Origin of the sequence: Methylobacterium terrae (assembly GCF_003173755.1) — a bacterium.
In the GTDB taxonomy this organism is placed as follows: Bacteria; Pseudomonadota; Alphaproteobacteria; order Rhizobiales; family Beijerinckiaceae; genus Methylobacterium; species Methylobacterium terrae.
The window spans coordinates 789,088-812,450 of sequence record NZ_CP029553.1; the positions used below are offsets into that span (position 1 = coordinate 789,088).

The following is a 23,363-nucleotide window of genomic DNA, read 5'->3' on the forward strand; positions in this document are numbered from 1 at the left end:
TCGCTGGAAACGGGGCAGAAACGGTTTGGATCCGGGCCGCGATCCGGACGGGCGCCGTCCCTACAGGAACGGCGCCGGATCCTTCGGGTCGCGGGCCGGCTTCACGTCGCGCCGGTTCCACCAGCCGCCGCCGAGGGCCTGGAACAGGGCCGCGGTGTCGGCGTACTGGTTGGCCTGGGCCTGGGCCTGGGTCACCACCGCCTGCAGGTAGGCCGACTGGGTGATGAGCAGCGAGGCGCTGCTGACCGCGCCGAGGCCGAATTGCTTGCGCACCAGCTCCACGCTCTGCCGGCTCGCCGAGACGGCGGCGTTGGCCGCCGCGACCGCGCGGCCGTCGGACTGGAGGGCGCGCAGCGCGTCGGCGACGTTCTGGTAGGCGGCGATGACGGTGGCGCGATACTGCGCCTGGGCCGCCACCAGGGTCTCCTCCGCCGCCTGCTGGCGCCGGAACAGCGTGCCGCCGTCGAAGAGCGGCTGGGCCACCGCGCCGGCGATGGTCCAGAGGCTGGCCGCCGGGTTGAGGAGCGCCGCGAAGTTGGTGGCGCTGGCGCCGACCGCGCCCGAGATGGTGAATTGCGGCAGGCGGTTCGCCACCGCGACGCCGACCTGGGCGCTCGCCGCGTGCACGGCGGCCTCCGCCGCCTTGACGTCGGGGCGCTGCTCGACGAGCCGCGAGGGCAGGCTCACCGGCAGGTTGCGGGGCAGGTGCAGCGAGGCGAGCGTGAAGGTCTGGCTCACCTCCTCGCTCGGGAAGCGGCCGGCGAGCGCGGTCAGGAGGTTGCGCTGCTGCGCCAGCGCCCGCTGCAGCGGCGGCAGCAATTGCTGCGACTGGGCCAGCAGCGCGGTCTGCTGCACCACGTCGGCGCCCGCGACCTGGCCGGCATTCGACTGCTTGGTGATCAGGTTCAGAAGGTCGGTCTGGGCCTGGATCACCTTCTCGGTCGCGGCGATCTGGGCCCGCAGCGCCGCCTCCTGGATCGCCGCCGCGACGACGTTGGAGGTGAGCGTCAGATAGGCCGCCTCGAGCTGCCAACGCTGCCCCTCCTCCTGCGCCGCCTGCGATTCCAGCGCCCTGCGGGTGCCGCCGAACACGTCCGGGGCGAAGCTCACCGTCACCTGCGGGGTGACGAGGCTGTAGAGCAGGGAGTTGTCGTTGAGGGGCGATTGCAGGTCGCCGCCCGGCGCCTTGTTGTAGGAGGATTGCGCCCCGAACCCGACCTGCGGAAAGAGCGCGCCGCGCTGCGCCTCGGTTGTCGCCCGCGCCGCGCGCAAGCTGGCCTGGGCCGCGTCGAGGGTCGGGTTGCGGGCGAGCGCTTCCGCCACCAGGCTGTCGAGGGCGCGGGAGCGAAACAGCCTCCACCACTCGCCCGGCACGTCGCGCCCCTGCGCGAAGGTCTGGCTCACCGCACCGTTGCGGCGGTCCTCGTCGCTCGTCGGCGGATTGCGCAGGCCCTCCCGGGTGTAGGCGGCGACCGGCGGCGGCGTCGCGCCCTGGAAGTCGGGCCCGACCATGCAGGCCGAGGCCGACGAGGCCGCGAGAGCGGCCGCCAGGATGCGGGCGGCGGTGCGGGCCGACGGGCGCGGTCCGGCGCGGTCCGGCGCGGCCTCGTCGCCCGGGCGGGCGCCGCCCTCCGGTGCCGGACCGGGCGCGGGCGCGCCGGCGCGCGGCGGCACCACGATGGCGGTCGAGAGGCGCAGGAGGGCGCGCATGGGAAGGGGCAGCTTCACGTCGGCGGGGGAGGGCGAGGGCGGGGCCGGCAAGGGCGAGGGGAGATCGGCCTGCATCTAGCTCACTCCGCCGGCTCGGGCTGTCGCGCGGGAGCGACAGGCACCCGCGGACGGTGGCGCGAGAACGCCGCGATCAGCACCGGCAGCACCACCAGGATCAGGATCGGGGCGAGCAGGATGCCGCCCACCACCACGAGCGCCAGGGGTTTCTGCACCTGCGAGCCGATGCCGGTCGAGATCGCGGCCGGCAGCAGGCCGACGCAGGCCGCCACGCAGGTCATCATCACCGGGCGCATCCGCACGTCGGCGGCGTGGTGGATGGCCCGCGCCCTCTCCCAGCCCTCGTCCATCAGCTGGTTGCAGTAGGAGAGCAGGATCACGCCCTCCATGGTCGAGATGCCGAACAGCGCGATGAAGCCGATCGCCGCCGACACCGAGAACGCCGTGCCGGTGAGGACGAGGGCGAAGATGCCGCCGATCAGCGCCATCGGGATCACGCTCAAGGTGAGAAGGGTGTCGGTGAGCGAGGCGAAATTGACGTAGAGGAGCAGCGCGATCAGCCCGATCGTCAGGGGCACCACCAGCTTCAGCCGGGCGATCGCCCCTTGCAGGTTCGTGAACTCGCCGACCCATTCGAGGTGGTAGCCGGCCGGCAGCTCGACCTGCTCGGCGACGCGCCTCTGCGCCTCGATCACCGCGCCGCCGAGGTCGCGCCCGCGCACGCTGAACTTGACCGGGATGTAGCGCTCCTGGTTCTCGCGGTAGATGAAGGCCGCGCCCGAGACGAGCTGAACCCGGGCGATCTCCGAGAGCGGCACCTGGACCACGCCGTTCGGCGCGCTCACGCCGACCGTGATGTTGCGGATGGTCTCGAGCGAGCGGCGGTATTCCGGCGCCAGCCGCACCCGCATCGGGAAGTGGCGGTCGCTGCCGTACTCGTAGAGGTCGCCGGCGGTCTGCCCGCCGATCGCCGCCGAGATGGTGGTGGCGATGTCGCCGGGCGCGAGCCCGTAGCGGGCCGCCCGCGCCCGGTCGATGTCGATGCGCACCGTCGGCTGGCCGAGCGAGGTGAACACCGCGAGGTCGGTCACCCCCGGCACCGTGGCGAGCGCCGCCTTCACCTCGTTGGCCGTGCGGGTGATCTGCTCGAGGTCGGTCCCGTAGATCTTGACCGAGTTCTCGCCCTTCACGCCCGAGGCCGCCTCCTGGACGTTGTCCTGGATGTACTGCGAGAAGTTGAACTCGATGCCGGGCAGCTCCTCGCGCAGGCGGCCCGAGATCTCCTCGATCAGCTTCTCCTTGGTCAGGCCCGGCCGCCACTGGTCGGCGGGCTTGAGGGGCGCGAAGATCTCGACGTTGAAGAAGCCGGTGGCGTCGGTGCCGTCGTCGGGCCGTCCCTGGTGCGAGACGACCGTGGTCACCTCCGGGTAGGAGCCGATCAGCTTGCGCATCCGCTCGACGTAGGGGTTGCCCGCCTCCAGCGAGATCGAGGCCGGCATCGTGCCGCGGATGTAGAGGTTGCCCTCCTCCAGCGTCGGCAGGAACTCGAGGCCGAGCGTGCGCATCGCGAGGCCCGTGCAGCCGAGCATCGCCACCGTCACCAGGATCGTCAGGATCCGGTTGTCGAGGGTGAAGCCCTGGAGCGGCCGGAACAGGGCGCGCAGCACCTTCACCACGACGGTGTCGCGCTCCTCGACGTGGTTCGGCAGGATCAGGGCCGAGAGCGCCGGCGACACCGTGTAGGTGGCGATCAACCCGCCGACCAGCGCGTAGGCATAGGTCTTCGCCATCGGCCCGAAGATGTGGCCCTCGACGCCGGTCAGCGTGAAGAGCGGCAGGAAGCCCACGATGATGATCGAGGCGGAGAAGAAGATCGCCCGGTTCACCTCGCGGGCGGCCGCCGCGATCAGCCCGATCTTGACCCCGCTGCCGCGCTGATGCGGCCCCTTGTGCTCGGCGAGGTGGCGGAAGATGTTCTCCACCATGATCACCGTCGCGTCGACGATGAGGCCGAAATCGATCGCGCCGAGCGACAGGAGATTCGCCGATTCGCCCCGCGCCACCATGATGGCGATGGCGAATCCCAGCGCGAAGGGAATCGTGGCGGCGACGATGATCGCGCTCTTCAGGCTGCCGAGGAAGAGCCACTGCACCAGGAACACCAGCACCACGCCGAAGACGAGGTTGTGCATCACCGTGTGGGTGGTGGTGTGGATCAGCGCGCTGCGGTCGTAGAGCGGCACCACCTGAACGCCCGGCGGCAGGATGCCGGACGCGTTGATCTTCTGGATCTCGGCCTCGACGCGCTGGATCGTCGGCAGGCTCTTGCCGCCGCGGCTCAGGAGCACGATGCCCTCGACGATGTCGCCGTCGTTCTCGTGGCCGACCATGCCGAGGCGCGGCGCGTTGCTGACCTGGACCTGCGCCACGTCGCCCACCAGCACCGGCACGCCGTTGACCTGGCTGATCATGGTGCTGCGGATGTCGTCCATGTCGCGGATCAGGCCGATGCCGCGCACCACCGCCGATTGCTCGCCGACATTGAGGGTCTGGCCGCCGACGTTGGTGCTCGAGTTGTTGAGCGCCGTGACGAGCTGGACCAGGGTCAGCCCCTGCGCCTGGAGCCGGCGCAGGTCGACCGCGACCTCGAATTCCTTGGTCTTGCCGCCGAAGGCCGAGACGTCGACGACGCCCGGGATCGCCTTGAAGCGGCGCTGCAGCACCCAGTCCTGCAGGGTCTTCAGGTCGGTCGAGGAGAAGCCCGGCGGGCCCGCCACCTGGTAGCGCATGATCTCGCCGATCGGGCTCGTCGGCGAGATCTGCGGCTGGGCGTTGTTGGGCAGGGGCTGGAGCTGCGACAGGCGGTTGAGCACCCGCTGCAGCGCTTCCTGGTAGGTGAAGTCGTAGGTGAACTGGATCTTCACGTCCGACAGGCCGAAGACCGAGATCGTCCGCGTCACCGTGGCGTTCGGGATGCCGGCGAGCTGCACCTCGAGCGGGATGGTGATGTAGCGCTCGATCTCCTCGGCGGACTGGCCGGGATTCTGGGTGATGACGTCGACGAGCGGCGGCACCGGGTCCGGATAGGCCTCGATGTTGAGCTGCTGGAAGCTCGCGTAGCCGATCCCGAGCGTCGCCAGGAACAGCAGCAGCACCAGCACCCGCTGGCGCAGGGCGAAGTCGATCAGGCGGTTCATGTCGCCCCTCCCGCGGGGGTTCTCGAATCAGGGGCCGGGGGTCAGGAGGCCTTCTCGCCGGAAGCGGCCCGGTCGATGAACAGGCTGCCGCGGGTCACCACGCGCTCGCCGACCTTGAGGCCGTCGACGACCTGCACGAGGCCGCCGCCGGTGAGGCCGAGGGTGACGCCCCGCGACGCGATGGTGCCGTCCGGCCGCTCGACCCAGACCCGGGCGCGGGCGCCCTCGTAGACGATCGCCGCGGCGGGGATCGCCGGGGCGCTCTCGTCGCGCCCGGTCAGGATCGTGAAGGTGGCGAACATCTCGGGGCGCAGCAGGCCCTCGGCGTTGTCGATCTCGGCCCGCACCGGCAGGCGGCGGGTCGCCGGGTCGAGGGCGGCCGCCATGTAGCTGATCCGCGCCTTGAACACCCGGTCGGGAAAGCCGATGACGCTCGCCTCGAGCTCCTGGCCGATCTTGATCCGCGGCACCTCCGTCTCGCGCACGTTGGCGACGAGCCACACGGTCGAGAGGTCGCCGATGACGAAGGCGGGGTCGCTGCCCGAGCCGAGATACTGGCCGAGGCCCACCTTGCGCTGCACGATGGTGCCGGCGATCGGCGCGCGGATCTCGGTCTCCGGGCTCATCGCGCCGCTCCGCGCGAAGGCGTCGATCTCCTGGTCCGACTTGCCCAGCAGGCGCAGGCGGTTGCGCACCGCCTGGAGGGCGGCCTCGGCCGAGCGCTGGTCGCTCTGCGCCGCGATCACGTCGTTCTGGGCCTGCTGCCAGTCCTTCAGCGCCACCGCCTTGGCCTGGAACAGCTCCTGGAGCCGGGCCGCCACGGTCTGGTTGAGCTTGAGCAGGGCGGAGTTCTTGGCAAGCGAATTCTGCGCCGCCTGATAGTCGTTGAGGGCGGAGACCATGTCGGCGGCCTCCAGGGTGAACAGCACCTGGTTGGCCTTCACGCGGTCGCCCGCGCGCACCATCACCTTGGTCACCCGGCCCGCATAGGGCGAGTAGACCGGGACGTTGTCGTCCTCGTTGACGCCGATCCGCCCCTCCGCGAAGCCCTCGGGCCGGAACTCCCGGGCCTGCACGGTCTCGATGCCGAAGCTCGCGAGCTGCTGCCTGGTCGGCCGGAAGACAGGCGCCACCGCGGTCTCGCCCGGCTCCGGCGCCTGACCCGAGGTTCCCTGGCCCTCCACCCCCTCGCGCTGCACCAGTAGGCCGGCGAGGCGCTCGCGCACGGGCGAGAGGGCGGGCACGAGCCACAGCGCCAGGCCGCCGCCGGCCAGGAGCAGGATCGTCACGGCCCAGCCGAGGCCGCGCCGCCGCCGCGCCGGCGCCCGGGTGGTCAGGGACTCCTTGGTCAGGGGATTGCTGGTGTCCATCGCGCGCCGACCATTCGTCGGGGGGCGGCCGAGGTCCGGGACGCTCCCGGCGACGGGCCCCGGCGACGGGGCGCGTCCGAGCAGTCCCAGGCCGGCCGAACGGCCCCCGTCTGTGCCTCGATACCGGTATCCACCGGCGTCCTGCCGTCTCCTTACGTCAATTCCATGACAGGGACGGACGACGAGGCAGGTTCCGGGCCGCGGCGCCGCACCTCGCGGGCGGCGCCCCGTGGCCGTCTCTTGGCGAGCAAACCGAACCCAAGTCAAGGACGCCCGGACGCCCATCCACCCGCCGCGGGGGCCCGCGGTCGAGGCCTGCCGGAAGAGCCGATCCCGGCGGGAAAACCCTGTATTTGTCGTATCTTGCCGCCGCTGAAAAATTCTTTTCGACGGCAGGGATTAAGCCGTCAGGACGAGTCCGGACGGGACTGTTAGATCGTGAGGCATCGGCCCGGCGCCTTGACCCAAGGGACGGCGTGGCCGAGTTTCCAGGGTCCGGCGCGGTGCCCGCGCGCGAGAGCCCCGATGACCCGAATGTCCGTCCGCGACCCGATCCTCCACAGCACGCCGATCGCCGAACTGCGTCCGACCCAGATGACGGTCGGGTACCGGGAGGTCGCGGCCAAGCGCGAGCGCTGGCGCGAGATCGACGACAAGGACCGGGAAGCGTTCCTCGGCTCGCACATGATCCCGGTCCTGCTCGGGCCCAAGAAGCGCCGCTACGTCATCGACCACCACCACCTCGCCCGCGCCCTCCAGGAGGAGGGCGTCGAGAGCGTGTTCACCACCGTGGTGGCCGATCTGCATCACCTCGAGAAGGACGCGTTCTGGGTCGTGGCCGATCACCGCGCCTGGGTCCACCCCTACGATGCCGACGGCCTGCGCCGGGACCCCGGCGACCTGCCCAAGCGCATCGAGGACCTGGCCGACGATCCCTTCCGCAGCCTCGCCGGCGAGTTGCGCCGCGCCGGGGGCTTCGCCAAGGACACGACGCCGTTCAGCGAGTTCCTGTGGGCCGACTTCCTGCGCCGGCGCATCAAGCGCAAGGACGTGACGCAGGACTTCTCCGACGCGATGGAGGAGGCGATGGCGCTCGCCCGCTCCAAGCACGCGGTGTACCTGCCGGGCTGGTGCGGGCCGCACGGGGATTGAACGCCGAGCTTGAGGCAGGGCCGTCTCACGAGTGATCGCGCGCCGATCGCAGCGCTGTCCCGGTCCGGGGAAGCCGGTTGCCGGGCGGTGCTGACAAGGTCATCCGCGGGGCCAGCTCTCGTCTCATGTCACGCGAATTCGCAGGTCGATACCGTGGGGAGGTGCCGAGGTCGGGTTTCCGGCGACCTTGACATCGTCGTACTGACCGCCCCGGCCATCGGCGACGACGGCGCATCGATTCCGGCCGGCACCGAGGGGACCATCGTTTCCGTGGACGACCCGGGTGCGATGTCCGTCGTGGAGTTCGCAGAGCCGGACGGAACGTTCGCGACTGTCGAGCCTCATGACATTCGCCTCGCCGAGAACATCGGGCGCTGATCGCGGCGCGGGCCCCATAGCCTGGGCGATCGATGGTCGAAAGATTTCGGAGTACTTGCCGAATCTCGCGCATCCCTATGGCGGTCCAAAGGCGAAGTACCTGATGCGCTTCGGCTTCAGGCCTGAAGAACCCGGTATCCCGGCAATAGCGAATGCAGGGAGGTCTCCTCCCACCCCTCGCTCCGGGAACCCCGATCCCCTCCCATCAAGTTTATTTGCCGCAGGCCGCCCGCCCGGCCTAGTCTCGGCCCGGGCGCGACGGAGGTCGCGCCGGAACGAGGGACCTCCGCGATGTTCGAGTCGCTCCTGAAGGGCATCGGCGCCGAGCCGGTCGACAACGAGACCCACTTCTACCGGTTCGAGCCCAAGCCCGACATCACCGCCTACGAGCTCGCCCTGATCCTGCGGCGCTTCGGCGCCCTCACGGCGGGGGCGGCGCCGCTGCACGGCGTGATGCTGATGCCGTGGGAAACCCTCGAGGAGGAGTACGCCCGGCACTTCGAGCTGGCACCCCACGGCATGTTCCAGGGCTGACGCTCCCGGTCGCGAGGGCCGACGGCCCGGGCGGGATCCGCAGCCCTGAGGCGGCGCGGCAACACTCGGTTTACCATTCCGTCCGATGGTCGCGGCTGGTGAACGAGGGGCCCAGCAAGCCATGATGTCCCGCGCGGAACGCTCGCATCTGGGCGATTGGTGGTGGACGGTCGACCGGGCGCTGCTCGCCGGCCTCGGCGTCCTGATGACGGCCGGCCTGGTCTTCCTGATGGCCGGCGGTCCCCCGGTGGCCGAGCGCCTCGGCCTGCCGACCTTCCACTTCCTCAATCGGCAGGTGATGTACCTGCTGCCGACCATCGCCCTGATCCTGGCGGTGTCGTTCCTGTCCCTGCGCCACATCCGGCGCATGGCGCTGGTCACCTACGGCCTCGGCATCGTGCTGTGCATCGCGGCCACCAAGTACGGGCCCGAGATCAAGGGCGCGCACCGCTGGATCCAGTTCGGCTCGATCGGCGTCCAGCCCTCCGAGTTCGTCAAGCCCGCCTTCGTGATCCTGGCCGCCTGGGCCTTCGCGGAGGGCGCGCGGCGGCGCGACATGCCGGGCGGCACGCTCGCGGTGCTGCTCTTGCCGATGACCATCGTGCCGCTGATCCTGCAGCCGGATTTCGGCCAGACCATGCTGGTGACGATGGTGTGGTGCGCCATGGTGTTCGTCGCCGGGCTGCACTGGTTCTGGGTCGGCGGGCTCGGCGGCGCCGGCCTCATCGGCGTGGCGGCGGCCTACGAGTTCCTGCCCCACGTGCGGGCCCGCATCCAGCGCTTCATGGACAAGGATTCGGGCGACAACTTCCAGACCTTCTGGTCGCAGGAATCGTTCAATTCCGGCGGCTGGCTCGGCACCGGCCCGGGCGAGGGCGTCGCCAAGCGCCACCTGCCGGACGCCCATACCGACTTCATCTTCTCGGTGGCGGGCGAGGAGTTCGGCGTGATCGTCTGCGTCGCCATCGTGCTGCTGTTCGCCTTCATCGTGATGCGCGGCCTGGTGCTCGCCCGGCGCAGCGACGACATCTTCTGCCGGCTCGCCATCACCGGACTGACCGCCCTGTTCGGCCTCCAGGCCTGCATCAACATGGCGGTGAACACCCGGATGATGCCGGCCAAGGGCATGACCCTGCCGTTCATCTCCTACGGCGGCTCGTCGCTGATCTCGCTCGCCCTCGGGATGGGCTTCCTCGTCGCCCTCACACGGCGCCGCCCGCGCACGACGCTCCTCAACCGGGACGAGGGCCTGGCGCACTGATCCTCGCCCCTCCGGGGGGGGCGACCTGTTCCAAAGGGGCGACTTTTCCCCCGAAGGGGTGACCCGGCGGTCCCGTCGTGACACACGGGGCCGCTCGACCCGACCGGAGACCGCATGTCCGGAGACCGCCCATCCATGCCCCGCCCCGCCCCGGCCGCCCGATGACCGTCGCCCAGCCCCTCGTCCTCCTCGCCGCGGGCGGCACCGGCGGCCACCTCTTTCCCGCCGAGGCCCTGGCGCTTCGCCTGCGCGAGCGCGGCATCCGGGTCGTGCTCGCCACCGACAGCCGGGTCGCGGCGCTCTCGGGCGAGTTCCCGGCCTCGGAGATCGTGGCGGTGCCCGCCGCCACCCCGTCGAGCGGGCGCTCGGCCCTGCGCCGCGTCACCGCCTTCGCGACCCTCGGGCGCGGCTTCGCGGCGGCGGTCCGTGAGGTGCGCCGCCTCAACCCGGCGGTCGTCGTCGGCTTCGGCGGCTATCCGACCGTGCCGCCGCTGCTCGCCGCCCAGATGCTGCGGGTGCCGACGCTCCTGCACGAGCAGAACGCCGTGATGGGCCGGGCCAACGGGTTCCTGGCCCGCGGGGCCAGCGTGATCGCCACCGGCTTTCCCGAGGTGCGGGGCGTGCCGGCGAAGGCGCGGGCGCGCCGCGTCCATACCGGCAACCCGGTCCGCCCGGCGGTGCTGGCGGCGGCCGCGATACCCTACCCGGCGGTCGGGCCCCACTCGGCCCTCCAGCTCCTCGCCTTCGGCGGCAGCCAGGGCGCCCGGGTGATGAGCGACGTCGTGCCCGACGCGGTGGTGCGCCTGGATCCCGCCCTGCGCGCCCGCCTCACGGTGATCCAGCAGGCCCGCGCGGAAGACCTCGCCCGGGTGCAGGCGCTCTACGAGGGCGCGGGGCTCGCTGCCTTCGCGGTGGCGCCGTTCTTCAAGGACCTGCCGGCCAAGATGGCGACCTCCCACCTCGTCGTCGCCCGCTCGGGCGCCTCGACGGTGGCGGAACTGGCGGTGATCGGGCGGCCGTCGATCCTGGTGCCGCTGCCCGGCGCCCTCGACCAGGACCAGGCGGCGAACGCCGCGGTGCTGGAGCGGATCGGCGCCGCCTTTCCCAGACCACAAACGGACTTCACCCCTGAGCGGCTGGCCGGCGATCTCGGCGCGCTGCTCGGCGATCCCGACCGGCTCGCCGGGGCGGCGGCCGCCGCCGGGGCGTCGGCCTGCCCGACGCCGCCGAGCGCCTCGCCGCCCTGGTGGTCGAGACCGCCGTCGCGGCCCGCTAGCGGCCCTCGATCGATCAGGGCGGCCCGCGAGCGGCCGTCACCCCAAGAAGAAGACACGCAAGGACCCCGACTCCCATGAAGCTGCCGAACCAGCTCGGACCCATCCACTTCATCGGCATCGGCGGCATCGGCATGTCCGGCATCGCCGAGGTGATGAACAATCTCGGCTACACGGTGCAGGGCTCGGACGCGTCCGACAACGCCAACGTGCGCCGCCTGACCGAGAAGGGCATCCGCACCTTCGTGGGCCACCGGGCCGAGAACCTCGCCGACGCCGCCCTGGTGGTGGTCTCGACCGCGATCCGCCGCGACAACCCGGAGCTGGTCTCCGCCCGCGAGCGCCGCCTGCCGGTGGTGCGCCGGGCCGAGATGCTGGCCGAGCTGATGCGCTTCAAGTCCTGCGTGGCGGTGGCCGGCACCCACGGCAAGACCACCACCACGTCGCTCGTCGCCACCCTGCTCGATGCCGGCGAGCTCGACCCCACCGTCATCAACGGCGGCATCATCAACGCCTACGGCACCAACGCCCGCATGGGCGAGGGCGACTGGATGGTGGTCGAGGCCGACGAATCCGACGGCACCTTCCTGAAGCTGCCGGCCGACATCGCCATCGTCACCAACATCGATCCCGAGCACCTCGACCATTTCGGCTCGTTCGACGCGATCAAGGACGCCTTCCGGGCCTTCATCGACAACATCCCGTTCTACGGCTTTGCCGTGATGTGCATCGACCACCCGACGGTGCAGGACCTCGTCGGGCGCATCGAGGACCGGCGCATCATCACCTACGGCGAGAACCCGCAGGCCGACGTGCGCCTGATCGACGTCGACCTGAAGGGCGGCCAGAGCCGGTTCCGGGTGATGATCCGCGACCGCCGCCCCGGCTTCCGGATGGAGATGGAGGACCTCGTCCTGCCGATGCCGGGCAAGCACAACGCGCTCAACGCCACCGCCGCGCTCGCGGTCGCCCACGAGCTCGGCGTCTCGCCCGACGCGATCCGCAAGGCGCTGGCGAATTTCGGCGGCGTCAAGCGCCGCTTCACCCGCACCGGCGAGTGGAACGGCTGCCAGATCTTCGACGATTACGGCCATCACCCGGTCGAGATCCGGGCGGTGCTGAAGGCCGCCCGCGCCTCCACCGACGGCCGCGTCGTCGCCGTGGTGCAGCCGCACCGCTACTCGCGCCTCGCCTCGCTGTTCGACGATTTCTGCACCTGCTTCAACGACGCCGACACGGTCATCGTCGCCCCCGTCTACGCCGCCGGCGAGGCGCCGATCGAGGGCATCGACCGCGACACCCTGGTGGCGGGCCTGACCTCCCGCGGCCACCGCAACGCCGTCGCGCTCGAGCGCACGGAGGATCTCGCCGGCATCGTCGGCGGGCTCGTGGGGCCGGGCGACTACGTGGTGTGCCTGGGCGCCGGCAACATCACCCAGTGGGCCTACGCGCTCCCGGGCGAACTCGCCTCGATCGGCGAGAAGGCGGCGTGAGGCTCTGATACTCCGATGCGTGGCCCCGACGATCCCGGTACGGCGCGGGCCCGCACCCTGAGGCGGACCCAGACCGATTCCGAGCGGGCACTCTGGTCGCGATTGCGTGACCGGCGCTTGGCGGAAGCGAAGTTCGTGCGCCAGATGCCGATCGGCCGCTACTTCGCCGATTTCACCTGCCGGGAGGCGAAGCTCGTCGTCGAACTCGACGGCAGCCAGCATGCGGAGAGCGGCTACGACCGTGAGCGCGATGCGTGGCTGGCCTCTCAGGGCTGGCGCGTGCTTCGGTTCTGGAACGGCGAGATCGCGCGCAACCTGCAAGGCGTCCTCGAAACCATCCTGGCTGCCATCACGGAGCGCCACTCCTCCTCCTCTCCCCGCGGGCGGGGAGAGGGCCGTGTCCCCCTCGTTGGGGACACGGCGAGCCCGCAGGGCGAGGGTGAGGGGGTGTTTCCGAAGAAGCCACATCCGGCACCACCCCCTCACCCTCGGCTGCCGCCTCGTTTCGCCCCCGACAAGGGGGGCGAAACCCTCTCCCCGCCCGCGGGGAGAGGGGATGGGCGGCCTTCATCCCGATCGGATCCATGACGACCTCCGCCGCCATCCTCGCCGCCCTGGAACCCGCCGCCCTGCGCGGTCGCCTCCTGCCCGACCATCCGCTCGCCGACCTGACCTGGTTCCGGGTCGGGGGACCGGCGGACGTGCTGTTCACCCCCGCCGACGAGGACGACCTCGCGGCCGCTCTGGCGGCCCTGCCGTCCGGGGTTCCCGTGACGGTGATCGGGCTCGGCTCGAACCTGATCGTGCGCGACGGCGGGGTGCCGGGTCTCGTCATCCGCCTCGGCGGCAAGGCCTTCGGGTCGATCGCGATCGACGGCGAGACGATCCGGGCCGGCACCGCGGTGCCGGACATGAAGCTCGCCCGCGCCGCGGCGGAGGCCGGGCTGGACGGGCTCGCCTTCTATCGCGGCATCCCGGGCTCGGTCGGGGGCGCGCTCCGGATGAATGCCGGGGCGCATGGCGGCGAGACCACCGACGTGCTGGTCGAGGCCCGCGGGATCGACCGCTCGGGGATCCTCCACGTCCTCTCGCACGCCGAGATGGGCTTTTCCTACCGCCACTGCGCCGCGCCCGCCGACCTGATCTTCACCCAGGCGACCTATCGCGGGAGGCCCGGCGACCGGGCGGCGATCGAGGCCGAGATGGACCGGGTGACGGCGGCCCGCGAGGCGGCCCAGCCGATCCGCGAGCGCACCGGCGGCTCGACCTTCAAGAACCCGGACGGGGCCAAGGCCTGGCAGCTCGTCGACGCCGCCGGCTGCCGCGGGCTCATCCGCGGCGGCGCCCAGGTGTCGGAGATGCACTGCAACTTCCTGATCAACCGCGGCGGCGCCTCGGCGGCCGACATCGAGGGCCTGGGCGAGGAGGTGCGGGCGCGGGTGCGCGAGACCTCCGGGATCGACCTGCACTGGGAGATCAAGCGGGTCGGCGTGGCCGCCCGCTGATTCGCGAATCATCCGGGCGTTAACCACCCGGGCGGCCGACAGGCCCGAAGGCCCTGCGACGGGATGACCGGGCCTTAACCGACGACGGGCGGGCACGGGGCCCGGGCAACGCCGGCGATCCCGAGGCCCGCGAGTGTCCCGCCGTCCCGTGGAGGAGGCGATCCCGCGGCGGGCAAGTCCTTGTCGAAGCAGGGGCTTCGGGCCGCGATCCGGGTTCCCCGCCGCCCGGGCCGTCGGCGCCCGGACGGCCGGGCTCCGGCCGATCGCCGGGGGAGGCCGCGCCGCCGCACCGGGCCGCGGCGGACGCGCGATCCCTGTGCGGGGACCGAAAATTTTACCGGATATTTACCAGCGAGTTCGAGAGTTGGCGTTAACGGCGCATCAAGCACTTGGATGCCGGGCGTGAGCCGTGCCGACCTCTCGCGACGACGCGGACCGGTCCCTTCAGCGACCGGTGCGCCCGCAGCTTCAGGCCGACACGGGGACAGCCCGGACGACCGAGACCCAAGCCCTGCGCCGGAGATCGCAGCCCATGCCGGGTATCGTTTTCGGTGAACTCGTCCGATGGATGGTGGTGGACGTTTCCCTGAGCCGCTGACCGTCGCCGGCTATGCCGGCGAGGAGGCCGGCACGCCCGCGCCCCAGCCGGGGACGGCGCCGACCTGGGGCGCTCCCGCGCGCGAGGCGCGCCTCGGCGGGGTGATCCTCGCCCGCGTCCTGCCGCGGTTCCTGCGCCCGCGCCGCGCCTCGGTGGCGGTGCCGATCGAGCGGCGGATGCCGCGCCATCTCGGGATGGGCCTGGCCTTCGGGTTCTTCGGCCTCGTCGCGGTGGCCGGCTTCGTGTCCGGCGGCGGCTACGCCGAGATCTCGGCCCGCTACGGCACGCCCGCCGACATGGCCGCGCGGGGCCTCGGCTTCGGCCTCGACAAGGTCACGATCTCGGGGCTGGTGCAGCTGCGCTCGGCCGAGATCCTCAAGGCCGCCGGCATCGACCAGCGCAACTCGCTGCCCTTCCTCAGCGTGGTCGACGTGCGCGACCGCCTGTCCACCGTCCCGCTGATCGGCGCGGTGTCGGTGCGCAAGATCTACCCGCGCGAGCTCCTGATCACGCTGACCGAGCGCGAGCCGAGCGCCCTGTGGCAGCGCAACGGCGAGATCGCCGTGATCGCCGCCGACGGCACGGTGATCGACCAGATGCGCGACGGCCGCTTCTCCGACCTGCCGCTGGTGGTGGGCGACGAGGCGAACCTGCGCACCAAGGAGTACCTCGCGCTGCTCGAGGCCGCGGGGCCCCTCCGGGAGCGCATCCGGGCCGGCACCCTGGTCTCGGGGAGGCGCTGGACCCTCAAGCTCGACGGCATCGACGTGCGCCTGCCCGAGGCCGGCGCCCGCGAGGCGGTCGCTCGCCTCGTCAAGCTCGAGGCCGAGTCGAGCCTGCTCGAGAAGGACATCATCGCGGTCGACCTCAGGCTGCCCGACCGGGTGGTGGTGCGGCTGACCGAGGAGGGCGCGGCGGCGCGCCTGGAGGCCCAGAAGAAGCAGCAGAAGAAGCCGAAGGGGACCGAGACATGACCCGCGCGCGAGACGTGACGCCCGCGGGTCTGCCGGGATCCTTGCCCGCCGGTTCCACCCGCCCCGCCATCACCGTTTCCTCGTCCGTGAGCGTCGCGTCATGAGTCTCCTCCAGCACGGTCTCACGCCGCGCTTAAAGCCGCTCTCGGCGCGCCGCAGCGCGACCCTGTCGGTGCTCGACATCGGCACCAGCAAGATCGTCTGCCTCGTCGCCGAGCTGCAGCCGGTCGAGACCCTGGCGACCCTGCGCGGCCGCACCCACCTCGCCCGCATCATCGGCATCGGCCACCAGCGCTCCCTCGGCCTCAAGGGCGGCGCCGTGGTCGACCTCGAGGCGGCCGAGACCGCGATCCGCCAGGCGGTCCACGCCGCCGAGCGCATGGCCCGGGTCGAGGTGCAGTCGGTCATCGTCAGCCTGTCGGGCGGCCGGCTCGGCTCGCAGCACTTCGACGCCAAGGTCCCGGTGCGCACCGGCGCCGTCACCGGCTCGGACGTGCAGCGGGTGCTGGAGGCGGCGAGCACCCACAGCATCAGCCCGGGGCGCGCGGTGCTGCACGCCCTGCCGACCGGCTACTCCCTCGACCAGCAGAGCGCGGTGGTCGACCCGTCGGGCATGCTCGGCGAGCGCCTCGGCGTCGACCTGCACGTCGTCACCGCCGAGATCGCCGCCGCCCGCAACCTGATGCTGGCGGTCGAGAACACCCACCTGCGGGTCGAGGCGGTGATCGCCACCCCCTACGCCTCGGGCCTCTCGGCGCTGGTCGACGACGAGGCCGAGATGGGTGTGGCTGTCGTCGACATGGGCGGCGGCACGACGAGCGTCGGGGTGTTCTCCGGCGGCCACCTCGTCCATTGCGACGCGCTGGCGGTCGGCGGCCACCACGTCACCATGGACATCGCCCGCGGCCTCTCGACCCGGGTGGCGGCGGCCGAGCGTCTCAAGACCCTGTACGGCGCCGCGATGGCGACGGCGTCGGACGAGCGCGACATGATCGCGGTCCACGGCGTCGACGAGGACGAGCGCGACCTGCCCCACCACATCCCGAAGTCGCACCTCGTGCGGATCATCCGCCCGCGGGTCGAGGAGGTGCTGGAGCTGGTGCGCGACCGCCTGCGCAACGCGGGCTTCGCCGCCCAGGCCGGGCGCCGGGTGGTGCTGACCGGCGGCGCGAGCCAGCTCGTCGGCCTGCCGGAGGTCGCCCGCCGCATCCTGCAGGGCCAGGTCCGGATCGGCCGGCCGCTCGGCATCAAGGGGCTGCCCGAGGCCGCCAAGGGACCGGCCTTCTCGGCCGCCGTCGGCCTCCTGGTCTACCCCCAGGTCTCGCATGTCGAGCACTTCGAGCCCCGCGGCCAGTCCGGCCATGCGGGCCTCGGTTCCGACACATACCTCTCCAAGGTCGGACGCTGGATCCGGGAGAGCTTCTAACGGGATCGCCTCCCGGCGCGGGCCCCGGAAACGGGCCGCATCGGCGGGGTGGGACGGCAAGCGGCGCCGATGAGGCGCCAACCAGAAACGTAACGATCATCAGAGGCTCGCGCATCATGGCCATCTCCCTGCAAGCTCCGGACATCCGCGAACTGAAGCCCCGCATCACCGTGTTCGGCGTCGGCGGCGCCGGCGGCAACGCCGTCAACAACATGATCGAGTCGGGCCTCCTCGGCTGCGAGTTCGTGGTCGCCAACACCGACGCCCAGGCGCTGACCTCCTCGAAGGCCGAGCGCGTGATCCAGATGGGCATCGGCGTGACGCAGGGTCTCGGCGCCGGCTCGCAGCCGGACGTCGGCCGCGCCGCCGCCGAGGAGGTGATCGACGAGATCCGCGACCAGCTCTCGGGCGCCCACATGTGCTTCATCACCGCCGGCATGGGCGGCGGCACCGGCACCGGCGCGGCCCCGGTCATCGCCCGCACCGCCCGCGACATGGGCATCCTGACGGTCGGCGTCGTGACGAAGCCGTTCCAGTTCGAGGGCGTGCGCCGCATGCGCACCGCCGAGTCGGGCATCAACGAGCTGCAGCAGGCCGTCGACACCCTGATCGTGATCCCGAACCAGAACCTGTTCCGGGTCGCCAACGAGAAGACCACCTTCGCGGACGCCTTCGCGATGGCCGACCAGGTGCTCTACTCGGGCGTGGCCTGCATCACCGACCTGATGGTGAAGGAGGGTCTCATCAACCTCGACTTCGCCGACGTGCGGGCGATCATGCGCGGCATGGGCAAGGCGATGATGGGCACCGGCGAGGCGTCGGGCGAGAAGCGCGCCAACCGCGCGGCGGAAGCCGCGATCGCCAACCCGCTCCTCGACGACGTCTCGATGAAGGGCGCCCGCGGCCTCCTGATCTCGATCACCGGCGGCAACGACCTGACCCTCTACGAGCTCGACGAGGCCGCCACCCGCATCCGCGAGGAGGTCGATTCCGACGCCAACATCATCCTGGGCGCCACCTTCGACGAGAGCCTCGACGGCATCATCCGGGTCTCGGTCGTCGCCACCGGCATCGAGCCGGCCCTGATCAACGCCAACGCGATCGGCTCGCCGGAGATCGCCCAGACCGAGCAGCGCATCGCCGAGGTCGCCGAGCGCCTGCGCGCCGAGGCCCGGGCCCGCGCCGCCGCCCCGTCGGCGCCCCCCTCCACCGCCTCCTTTCGTCCCGCCGAGGCCCCGGTAGCGCGGGCCCCGGCGCCGGAGCCGGTGGCGCATGCCCCGATGCACGCTCCGATGCATCAGGCCTCCGCCCCCGAGCCCGTGCGGATGGAGCTGCCCCCCGTCCACCAGGCCGCCGGCCTGATGCGCGACGAGGTGCAGATCACCCCGGCCCAGCCGCGCACCGCCCCGGTCTACGAGCCGGCCCCGGCGCCGGCCCCCGAGCCGCAGATGCCGATGGCGTCGGGCCCGTTCATCCCGCCGTCCCCGGCGGTGGTGCGCGCGCCGCGCATGCCCCGGGTCCAGGACCTGCCGATGCCGGCCCAGAACCAGATCCGGGCCAGCCGCGGCGAGGAGCCGGTGCAGCAGGTGACCCCGGACGCCAAGCGCACCTCGCTCCTGCGCCGCCTCGCCACCGTCGGCTTCGGCGGCCGGCGCGAGGACGAGGCCGGCCAGCCGGCGCAGGCTCCCGCCCACGCCCCCGTGGCGCACGCCCCGCAGCCGGCGCCGCGGCCGATGGCCCAGGCTCCGATGCAGCAGGCTCCGATGCAGCAGGCCCCGGTGCAGCACCACGCCGCCCCGGCCCCGCGCCAGGCCGCCCCGCAATACGCCCCGCAGGGCTACGCGCCGCAGCCCCAGGGCTACCGCCCGGCGCAAGGCAACCTCGACCCGCAGGGCCGCGCGGTGCCGGCCGGCACCCGCATGATGGACGACGACCAGCTCGAGATCCCGGCCTTCCTGCGCCGCCAGGCGAACTGAGACGACCGGACCGGGACGACGGACGGGGCCCGCCGAAAGGCGGTGCCCCTGCGTCGCCCGGAGAGCGCCACGATCCCGCCACGCGGGCCGCCGGTGCCGCCCAAAAGACACACCCCGAGGCCCCCCGGCCTCGGGGTTTACGCGTTGTTCAAGCTTTTGATGCAGAACGGTTTTTCGCGGTCGAAGCCGGGCCGCCGGACTGTTACAGAGCGTAAGAATCCGTGATTTGGCCGTGCTTGAGAGCGCGACTATAGGTGTCCTACGCACAAGGGCGAAGGCCGCGCCACCCGCCGGCACCGACACCCACAGGGGCTTCAAGCAACGGACGGATCGCCTCGAACGTGGGCCCGGCAACGGGACACGCTGGTGAGTCGCGGCCGAGGGCTGAGGTAATGAGAACAAGTCAGCAGACGACCCTACGCTCGGCCGCGAGCCTTTCAGGCATCGGCGTCCATTCCGGCAACCCCGTCTCGATCACTCTCCATCCCGCGGAGGCGAATCACGGCATCGCCTTCCTGCGCACCGGCCTCGCGAACGGCCGCGACCGCCTGATCCAGGCCCACCACGCCCAGGTCAGCGCCACCGAGCTCTGCACCGTCATCGGCAGCCGCGAGACCGGCGCCGTCGCCACCATCGAGCACCTGATGTCCGCCCTCTACGGGCTCGGCATCGACAACTGCCTCGTCGAGATCGACGGGCCCGAGATGCCGATCCTCGACGGCAGCGCCGGCCCCTTCGTGACGGCGATTGAGGCGGTCGGCACCACCTCCTGCGGCACGCCCCGCCGCTTCATCAAGGTGCTGAAGACCGTCCGGACCGAGAAGGGCCGCGCCTATTCCGAGCTGCGCCCGTTCGAGCGCGGCTTCCACCTCGACGTCGAGATCGACTTCGAGAGCCCGGTGATCGGCCGCAGCCGCAAGGCGCTCACCCTCACCCCCGCCGCCTATCGCCGCGAGATTGCCCGCGCCCGCACCTTCGGGATGATGCGCGACGTCGAGCGCTACTGGAAGGCCGGCTTCGCGCTCGGCGCCTCGCTCGAGAACACCGTCGCGGTCGGCGACGGCGGGGTCGTGAACCCCGAGGGCCTGCGCTACCCGGACGAGTTCGTCCGCCACAAGCTCCTCGACGCGGTCGGCGACCTGGCGCTCGCGGGCCTGCCGATCCTCGGCGCCTACCAGTCCTTCTGCGGCGGCCACGGCCTCAACGTCGCGGTGCTGACCGCGCTCTTCGCCGACCGGTCGAACTACGCCATCGTCGAGGGGGCGGCCGCCCGGCGCGAGCCGGTCTTCGCCGAGTTCGGCGTCGGCCTCGGCGCCGCGGTCTACGCGCCCGAGCTCTGAGACCTCGTCTCCGCGGGCTGTTGCGATCGGGCAACGGCCGGCCGCTTTCGCCGCTCCGCGGCGCAACCTCCACCTCTTCGCGCCGCTTTGGCGCCCTATTCGCCCCGCAGGGTTAAGAGGTTCCTGACCGATGGCCGCTCCGCTCTTTCCGGGCATGGCGGCCGTCACGGGCTTGGCGCGCCGCGCCGGCCTGCGCTAAGGGGCTCGTGAATCAGCGGCGTGCAAAGCCGCCTGCTTGGGGAAGAACCCGAATGCCGTTCGCCCACCCGCTTCGCGACGCGAAGGTGACCGTTCTGCGGACCGTGCTGCTCGGGGCGTGCGGCCTGGGGCTCGCCGGTTGCGACGCGATCGACTCCATCAACCCGTTCGCGAACGAGAAGTACAAGCCCGAGGTCGTCGCCGACGTCCCGGCCGACAAGCTCTACAGCCAGGGCCTCGGCAAGCTCGAGGACCGCGACTACGAGGGCGCGACGAAGCGGTTCGAGGACCTCGACAAGCAGTACGCCTATTCCGACTGGTCGCGGAAGGCGGTGCTGATGACCGCCTACTCGAACTACGAGGGCGGCCGCTACGAGGACGCGATCACCGCCTCGAAGCGCTACCTGCAGCGCCACCCGGGCTCGAAGGACGCGGCCTACGCCCAGTACCTGCTGGCGATGTCCCACTACAAGCAGATCCCGGACGTGACCCGCGACCAGGACCGCTCCGAGAAGGCCCTCGTGGCGCTCACCGAGCTGGTGCAGAAGTACCCGACCTCGGAATACGCCGCCGACGCCAAGGCCAAGATCCAGATCACCCGCGACCAGCTCGCCGGCAAGGAGATGGAGATCGGCCGCTACTACCTCGAGCGGCGCAACTTCCCGGCGGCGATCAACCGCTTTCGCGACGTGGTGAGCAAGTACCAGACCACCCGCCACGTCGAGGAGGCGCTGGAGCGCCTGGCCGAGGCCTACATGGCGCTCGGCATCACCGGCGAGGCCCAGACCGCCGCGGCGGTGCTCGGCCACAACTTCCCCGACTCGCCCTGGTACAAGGACGCCTTCAACCTGCTCCAGAGCGGCGGCCTGCAGCCGCGCGAGGAGAAGGGATCGTGGATCAGCAAGGCGTTCCGCGGCGTGATCGGGATGGACACCCGCACCGCCGAGGCGCAGTAAGGGCCTGACGGCTCGGGGCCGGACATGCGGCCGTGGCGCGCACTCGCGCCGCGGCCCGTTCGGCTGTAGATACCCGCCCGAAATCGTCCTCCGAGTCCCTTCCTCTTCAACGTCCCGGCAAGGGTGGCATGCTGGTTCAGCTCGCGATCCGCGACATCGTCCTGATCGATAAGCTCGAGCTGAACTTTCGCGAAGGCCTGAGCGTCCTGACCGGGGAGACCGGCGCCGGCAAGTCGATCCTCCTCGATGCCTTCACGCTGGCGCTGGGCGGGCGCGGCGACGGGCGCCTGGTGCGCCAGGGCGAGGCGCAGGGGCAGGTCACGGCGGTGTTCGACGTACCCGCCGACCATCCGGCCCGGACGCTGGCGGCCGCCGCCGACATCGACACCGAGGGCGACCTGATCCTGCGCCGCATCCAGGTCGCGGACGGGCGCACCCGCGCCTTCGTCAACGACCAGCCGGTGGGCGTGCAGGTTCTGCGCGCGATCGGGGCGGCGCTCGTCGAGATCCACGGCCAGCACGACGACCGGGCGCTGTCCGATTCCACCACCCACCGGGCGATCCTCGACGCCTTCGGCGGGCTCGGATCGCGCCAGGCCGCGGTGGCGGACGGGGCGCGCCGGGTGCGCCAGGCCCGTACCGCGCTCGCCGAGCACCGTGCCCGGGTCGAGGCCGCCCGCAAGGAGGTCGATTTCCTGCGCCACGCCGTCGAGGAGCTCGCCGCCCTCGACCCGAAGCCCGGCGAGGAGACCGAGCTCGCCGAGCGCCGCACCGCGATGCAGCAGGGCGAGAAGGTCGCCCGCGAGCTCAACGAAGCCCTCGACGCCGTCGCCGGCCAGGGCTCGCCGACCGCCCATCTCTCGGCGGCTTTGCGCAAGCTCGAGCGCCGCGCCGCCCAGGCGCCGGGCCTCGTCGAGCCGAGCATCAACGCCCTCGACAACGCCCTCGTCGCCCTCGACGAGGCCCGCACCAGCCTGGAGGACGCGCTCCAGGCGGCGGAGTTCGATCCGCGCGAGCTGGAGCGGGTCGAGGAGCGCCTGTTCGGCCTGCGCGCCGCGGGACGAAAGTACAACGTCGCGGTCGACGACCTCGCGGCGCTCCGCCAGCGCTACGAGGGCGACGTCGCGGTCATCGATGCCGGCGAGGAAGCGCTCGGCCGGCTCGAGGCCGACCTCGCCACCGCCGATGCAGCCTATCTCGAGAAGGCGCAAAGCCTGAGCAAGGGGCGGCGCAAGGCGGCGGCCGCCCTCGACAAGGCGGTGCAGGCCGAGTTGCCGCCCTTGAAGCTCGAGCGCGCCCGCTTCATCACCGAGATCGTCACCGATCCGGAGGCCCGCGATCCCGCGGGCCTCGACCGGGTCGAGTTCTGGGCCCAGACCAATCCGGGCACCCGGCCCGGGCCGATGATGAAGGTCGCCTCGGGCGGCGAGCTGTCGCGGTTCATGCTCGCCCTCAAGGTGGTGCTGGCCGACAAGGGCTCGGCCCCGACGCTGATCTTCGACGAGATCGATACCGGCGTCGGCGGTGCGGTGGCGGACGCGATCGGCGCGCGCCTCGCCCGGCTCTCGGCCCGGGTCCAGACCGTGGCCGTCACCCACGCGCCCCAGGTCGCCGCCCGCGCCTCGACCCATTTCCTGATCGCCAAGGAGGCGGTGAAGGGCTCCGACCGGGTCGCCACCCGGGTCAAGCCGCTCGCCGCGATGCCACGCCAGGAGGAGATCGCCCGGATGCTCGCCGGCGCCACGGTCACCGAGGAGGCGCGCGCCGCCGCGGCCCGGCTGCTTCAGGCGGCCGAAGCCTGAGCACGGCGTCCGAGGGCCGCGCGGCTCTCGACAGGCGTTTCTGAACGGTTAAGCTTCAAAGGCGATTCGCGGAACGGCCGCTCCCGGTCCCGACATGGTGAACAAAGAGCAAATTTTAACTCTTTTTTTACCACGTCCGGCGAGAGTGCTTCGTCTCGGCGCGGGTCAGCCTTCCTTCGGACCCGCGCGACGGTACGGGGC

15 protein-coding genes and 1 pseudogene are annotated in these 23,363 nt (G+C 71.7%); 13 read left to right on the forward strand and 3 right to left on the reverse strand.

What is annotated here, in order from left to right; genetic code table 11:
- Positions 1-60: 60 nt before the first annotated feature.
- Genes DK419_RS03525 through DK419_RS03535 form a run of 3 tightly spaced genes read right to left on the reverse strand, consistent with a single transcriptional unit; the run spans position 61 to position 6,295 of the window.
- Complete coding sequence (locus DK419_RS03525; RefSeq protein ID WP_245442817.1) at positions 61-1,785, reverse strand: efflux transporter outer membrane subunit; 1,725 nt, start codon at positions 1,783-1,785, stop codon at positions 61-63.
- Between the two features lie 5 nt (positions 1,786-1,790).
- Positions 1,791-4,925 carry an efflux RND transporter permease subunit gene (locus tag DK419_RS03530; protein ID WP_109957868.1) on the reverse strand — a complete coding sequence of 1,045 codons (3,135 nt, stop codon included), beginning with the start codon at positions 4,923-4,925 and terminating at the stop codon, positions 1,791-1,793.
- A gap of 41 nt (positions 4,926-4,966) precedes the next feature.
- Complete coding sequence (locus DK419_RS03535; RefSeq protein ID WP_109957869.1) at positions 4,967-6,295, reverse strand: efflux RND transporter periplasmic adaptor subunit; 1,329 nt, start codon at positions 6,293-6,295, stop codon at positions 4,967-4,969.
- 534 nt (positions 6,296-6,829) lie between these two features.
- On the opposite strand from DK419_RS03535, the gene DK419_RS03540 reads away from it, so the two are divergent.
- From DK419_RS03540 to recN, 13 genes and pseudogenes are all read left to right on the forward strand, one after another.
- The gene (locus DK419_RS03540) at positions 6,830-7,447 is read left to right on the forward strand and encodes a ParB-like protein (RefSeq protein WP_109957870.1); all 618 of its coding nucleotides are present in this window, start codon (positions 6,830-6,832) and stop codon (positions 7,445-7,447) included.
- A gap of 669 nt (positions 7,448-8,116) precedes the next feature.
- Entirely contained in the window at positions 8,117-8,359 is a 243-nt protein-coding gene (locus tag DK419_RS03550) for a hypothetical protein (protein ID WP_109957872.1), read from the forward strand.
- Positions 8,360-8,480: 121 nt separating this feature from the next.
- Positions 8,481-9,620, forward strand: coding sequence for an FtsW/RodA/SpoVE family cell cycle protein (locus DK419_RS03555; protein WP_109957873.1), 1,140 nt, complete (start codon positions 8,481-8,483; stop codon positions 9,618-9,620).
- Between the two features lie 161 nt (positions 9,621-9,781).
- Positions 9,782-10,896, forward strand: a pseudogene (locus DK419_RS03560) (UDP-N-acetylglucosamine--N-acetylmuramyl-(pentapeptide) pyrophosphoryl-undecaprenol N-acetylglucosamine transferase).
- Positions 10,897-10,971: 75 nt separating this feature from the next.
- Positions 10,972-12,387 (forward strand): UDP-N-acetylmuramate--L-alanine ligase, encoded by a 1,416-nt coding sequence (gene murC / locus DK419_RS03565; protein WP_109957874.1) that lies wholly within the window; start codon positions 10,972-10,974, stop codon positions 12,385-12,387.
- Positions 12,388-12,402: 15 nt separating this feature from the next.
- On the forward strand, positions 12,403-12,975 hold the full coding sequence (locus tag DK419_RS03570; RefSeq protein ID WP_109957875.1) for an endonuclease domain-containing protein: 573 nt from the start codon (positions 12,403-12,405) through the stop codon (positions 12,973-12,975).
- Positions 12,972-13,892 carry a UDP-N-acetylmuramate dehydrogenase gene (murB, locus tag DK419_RS03575; protein ID WP_109957876.1) on the forward strand — a complete coding sequence of 307 codons (921 nt, stop codon included), beginning with the start codon at positions 12,972-12,974 and terminating at the stop codon, positions 13,890-13,892. Before DK419_RS03570 ends, murB begins: the two co-directional genes overlap by 4 nt.
- Positions 13,893-14,456: 564 nt before the next feature.
- Positions 14,457-15,464 carry a cell division protein FtsQ/DivIB gene (locus DK419_RS03580; RefSeq protein ID WP_109957877.1) on the forward strand — a complete coding sequence of 336 codons (1,008 nt, stop codon included), beginning with the start codon at positions 14,457-14,459 and terminating at the stop codon, positions 15,462-15,464.
- A gap of 100 nt (positions 15,465-15,564) precedes the next feature.
- Positions 15,565-16,890 (forward strand): cell division protein FtsA, encoded by a 1,326-nt coding sequence (gene ftsA, locus DK419_RS03585; RefSeq protein WP_109957878.1) that lies wholly within the window; start codon positions 15,565-15,567, stop codon positions 16,888-16,890.
- Positions 16,891-17,006: 116 nt separating this feature from the next.
- Positions 17,007-18,866, forward strand: a complete 1,860-nt coding sequence (ftsZ, locus tag DK419_RS03590; RefSeq protein WP_109957879.1) for a cell division protein FtsZ — start codon at positions 17,007-17,009, stop codon at positions 18,864-18,866.
- A 392-nt stretch (positions 18,867-19,258) separates the two neighbouring features.
- Positions 19,259-20,206, forward strand: a complete 948-nt coding sequence (gene lpxC, locus DK419_RS03595; protein WP_109957880.1) for a UDP-3-O-acyl-N-acetylglucosamine deacetylase — start codon at positions 19,259-19,261, stop codon at positions 20,204-20,206.
- Positions 20,207-20,457: 251 nt separating this feature from the next.
- Positions 20,458-21,360, forward strand: coding sequence for an outer membrane protein assembly factor BamD (locus DK419_RS03600; protein WP_109957881.1), 903 nt, complete (start codon positions 20,458-20,460; stop codon positions 21,358-21,360).
- Between the two features lie 128 nt (positions 21,361-21,488).
- Entirely contained in the window at positions 21,489-23,162 is a 1,674-nt protein-coding gene (recN, locus tag DK419_RS03605; RefSeq protein ID WP_109957882.1) for a DNA repair protein RecN, read from the forward strand.
- Positions 23,163-23,363 lie beyond the last annotated feature (201 nt).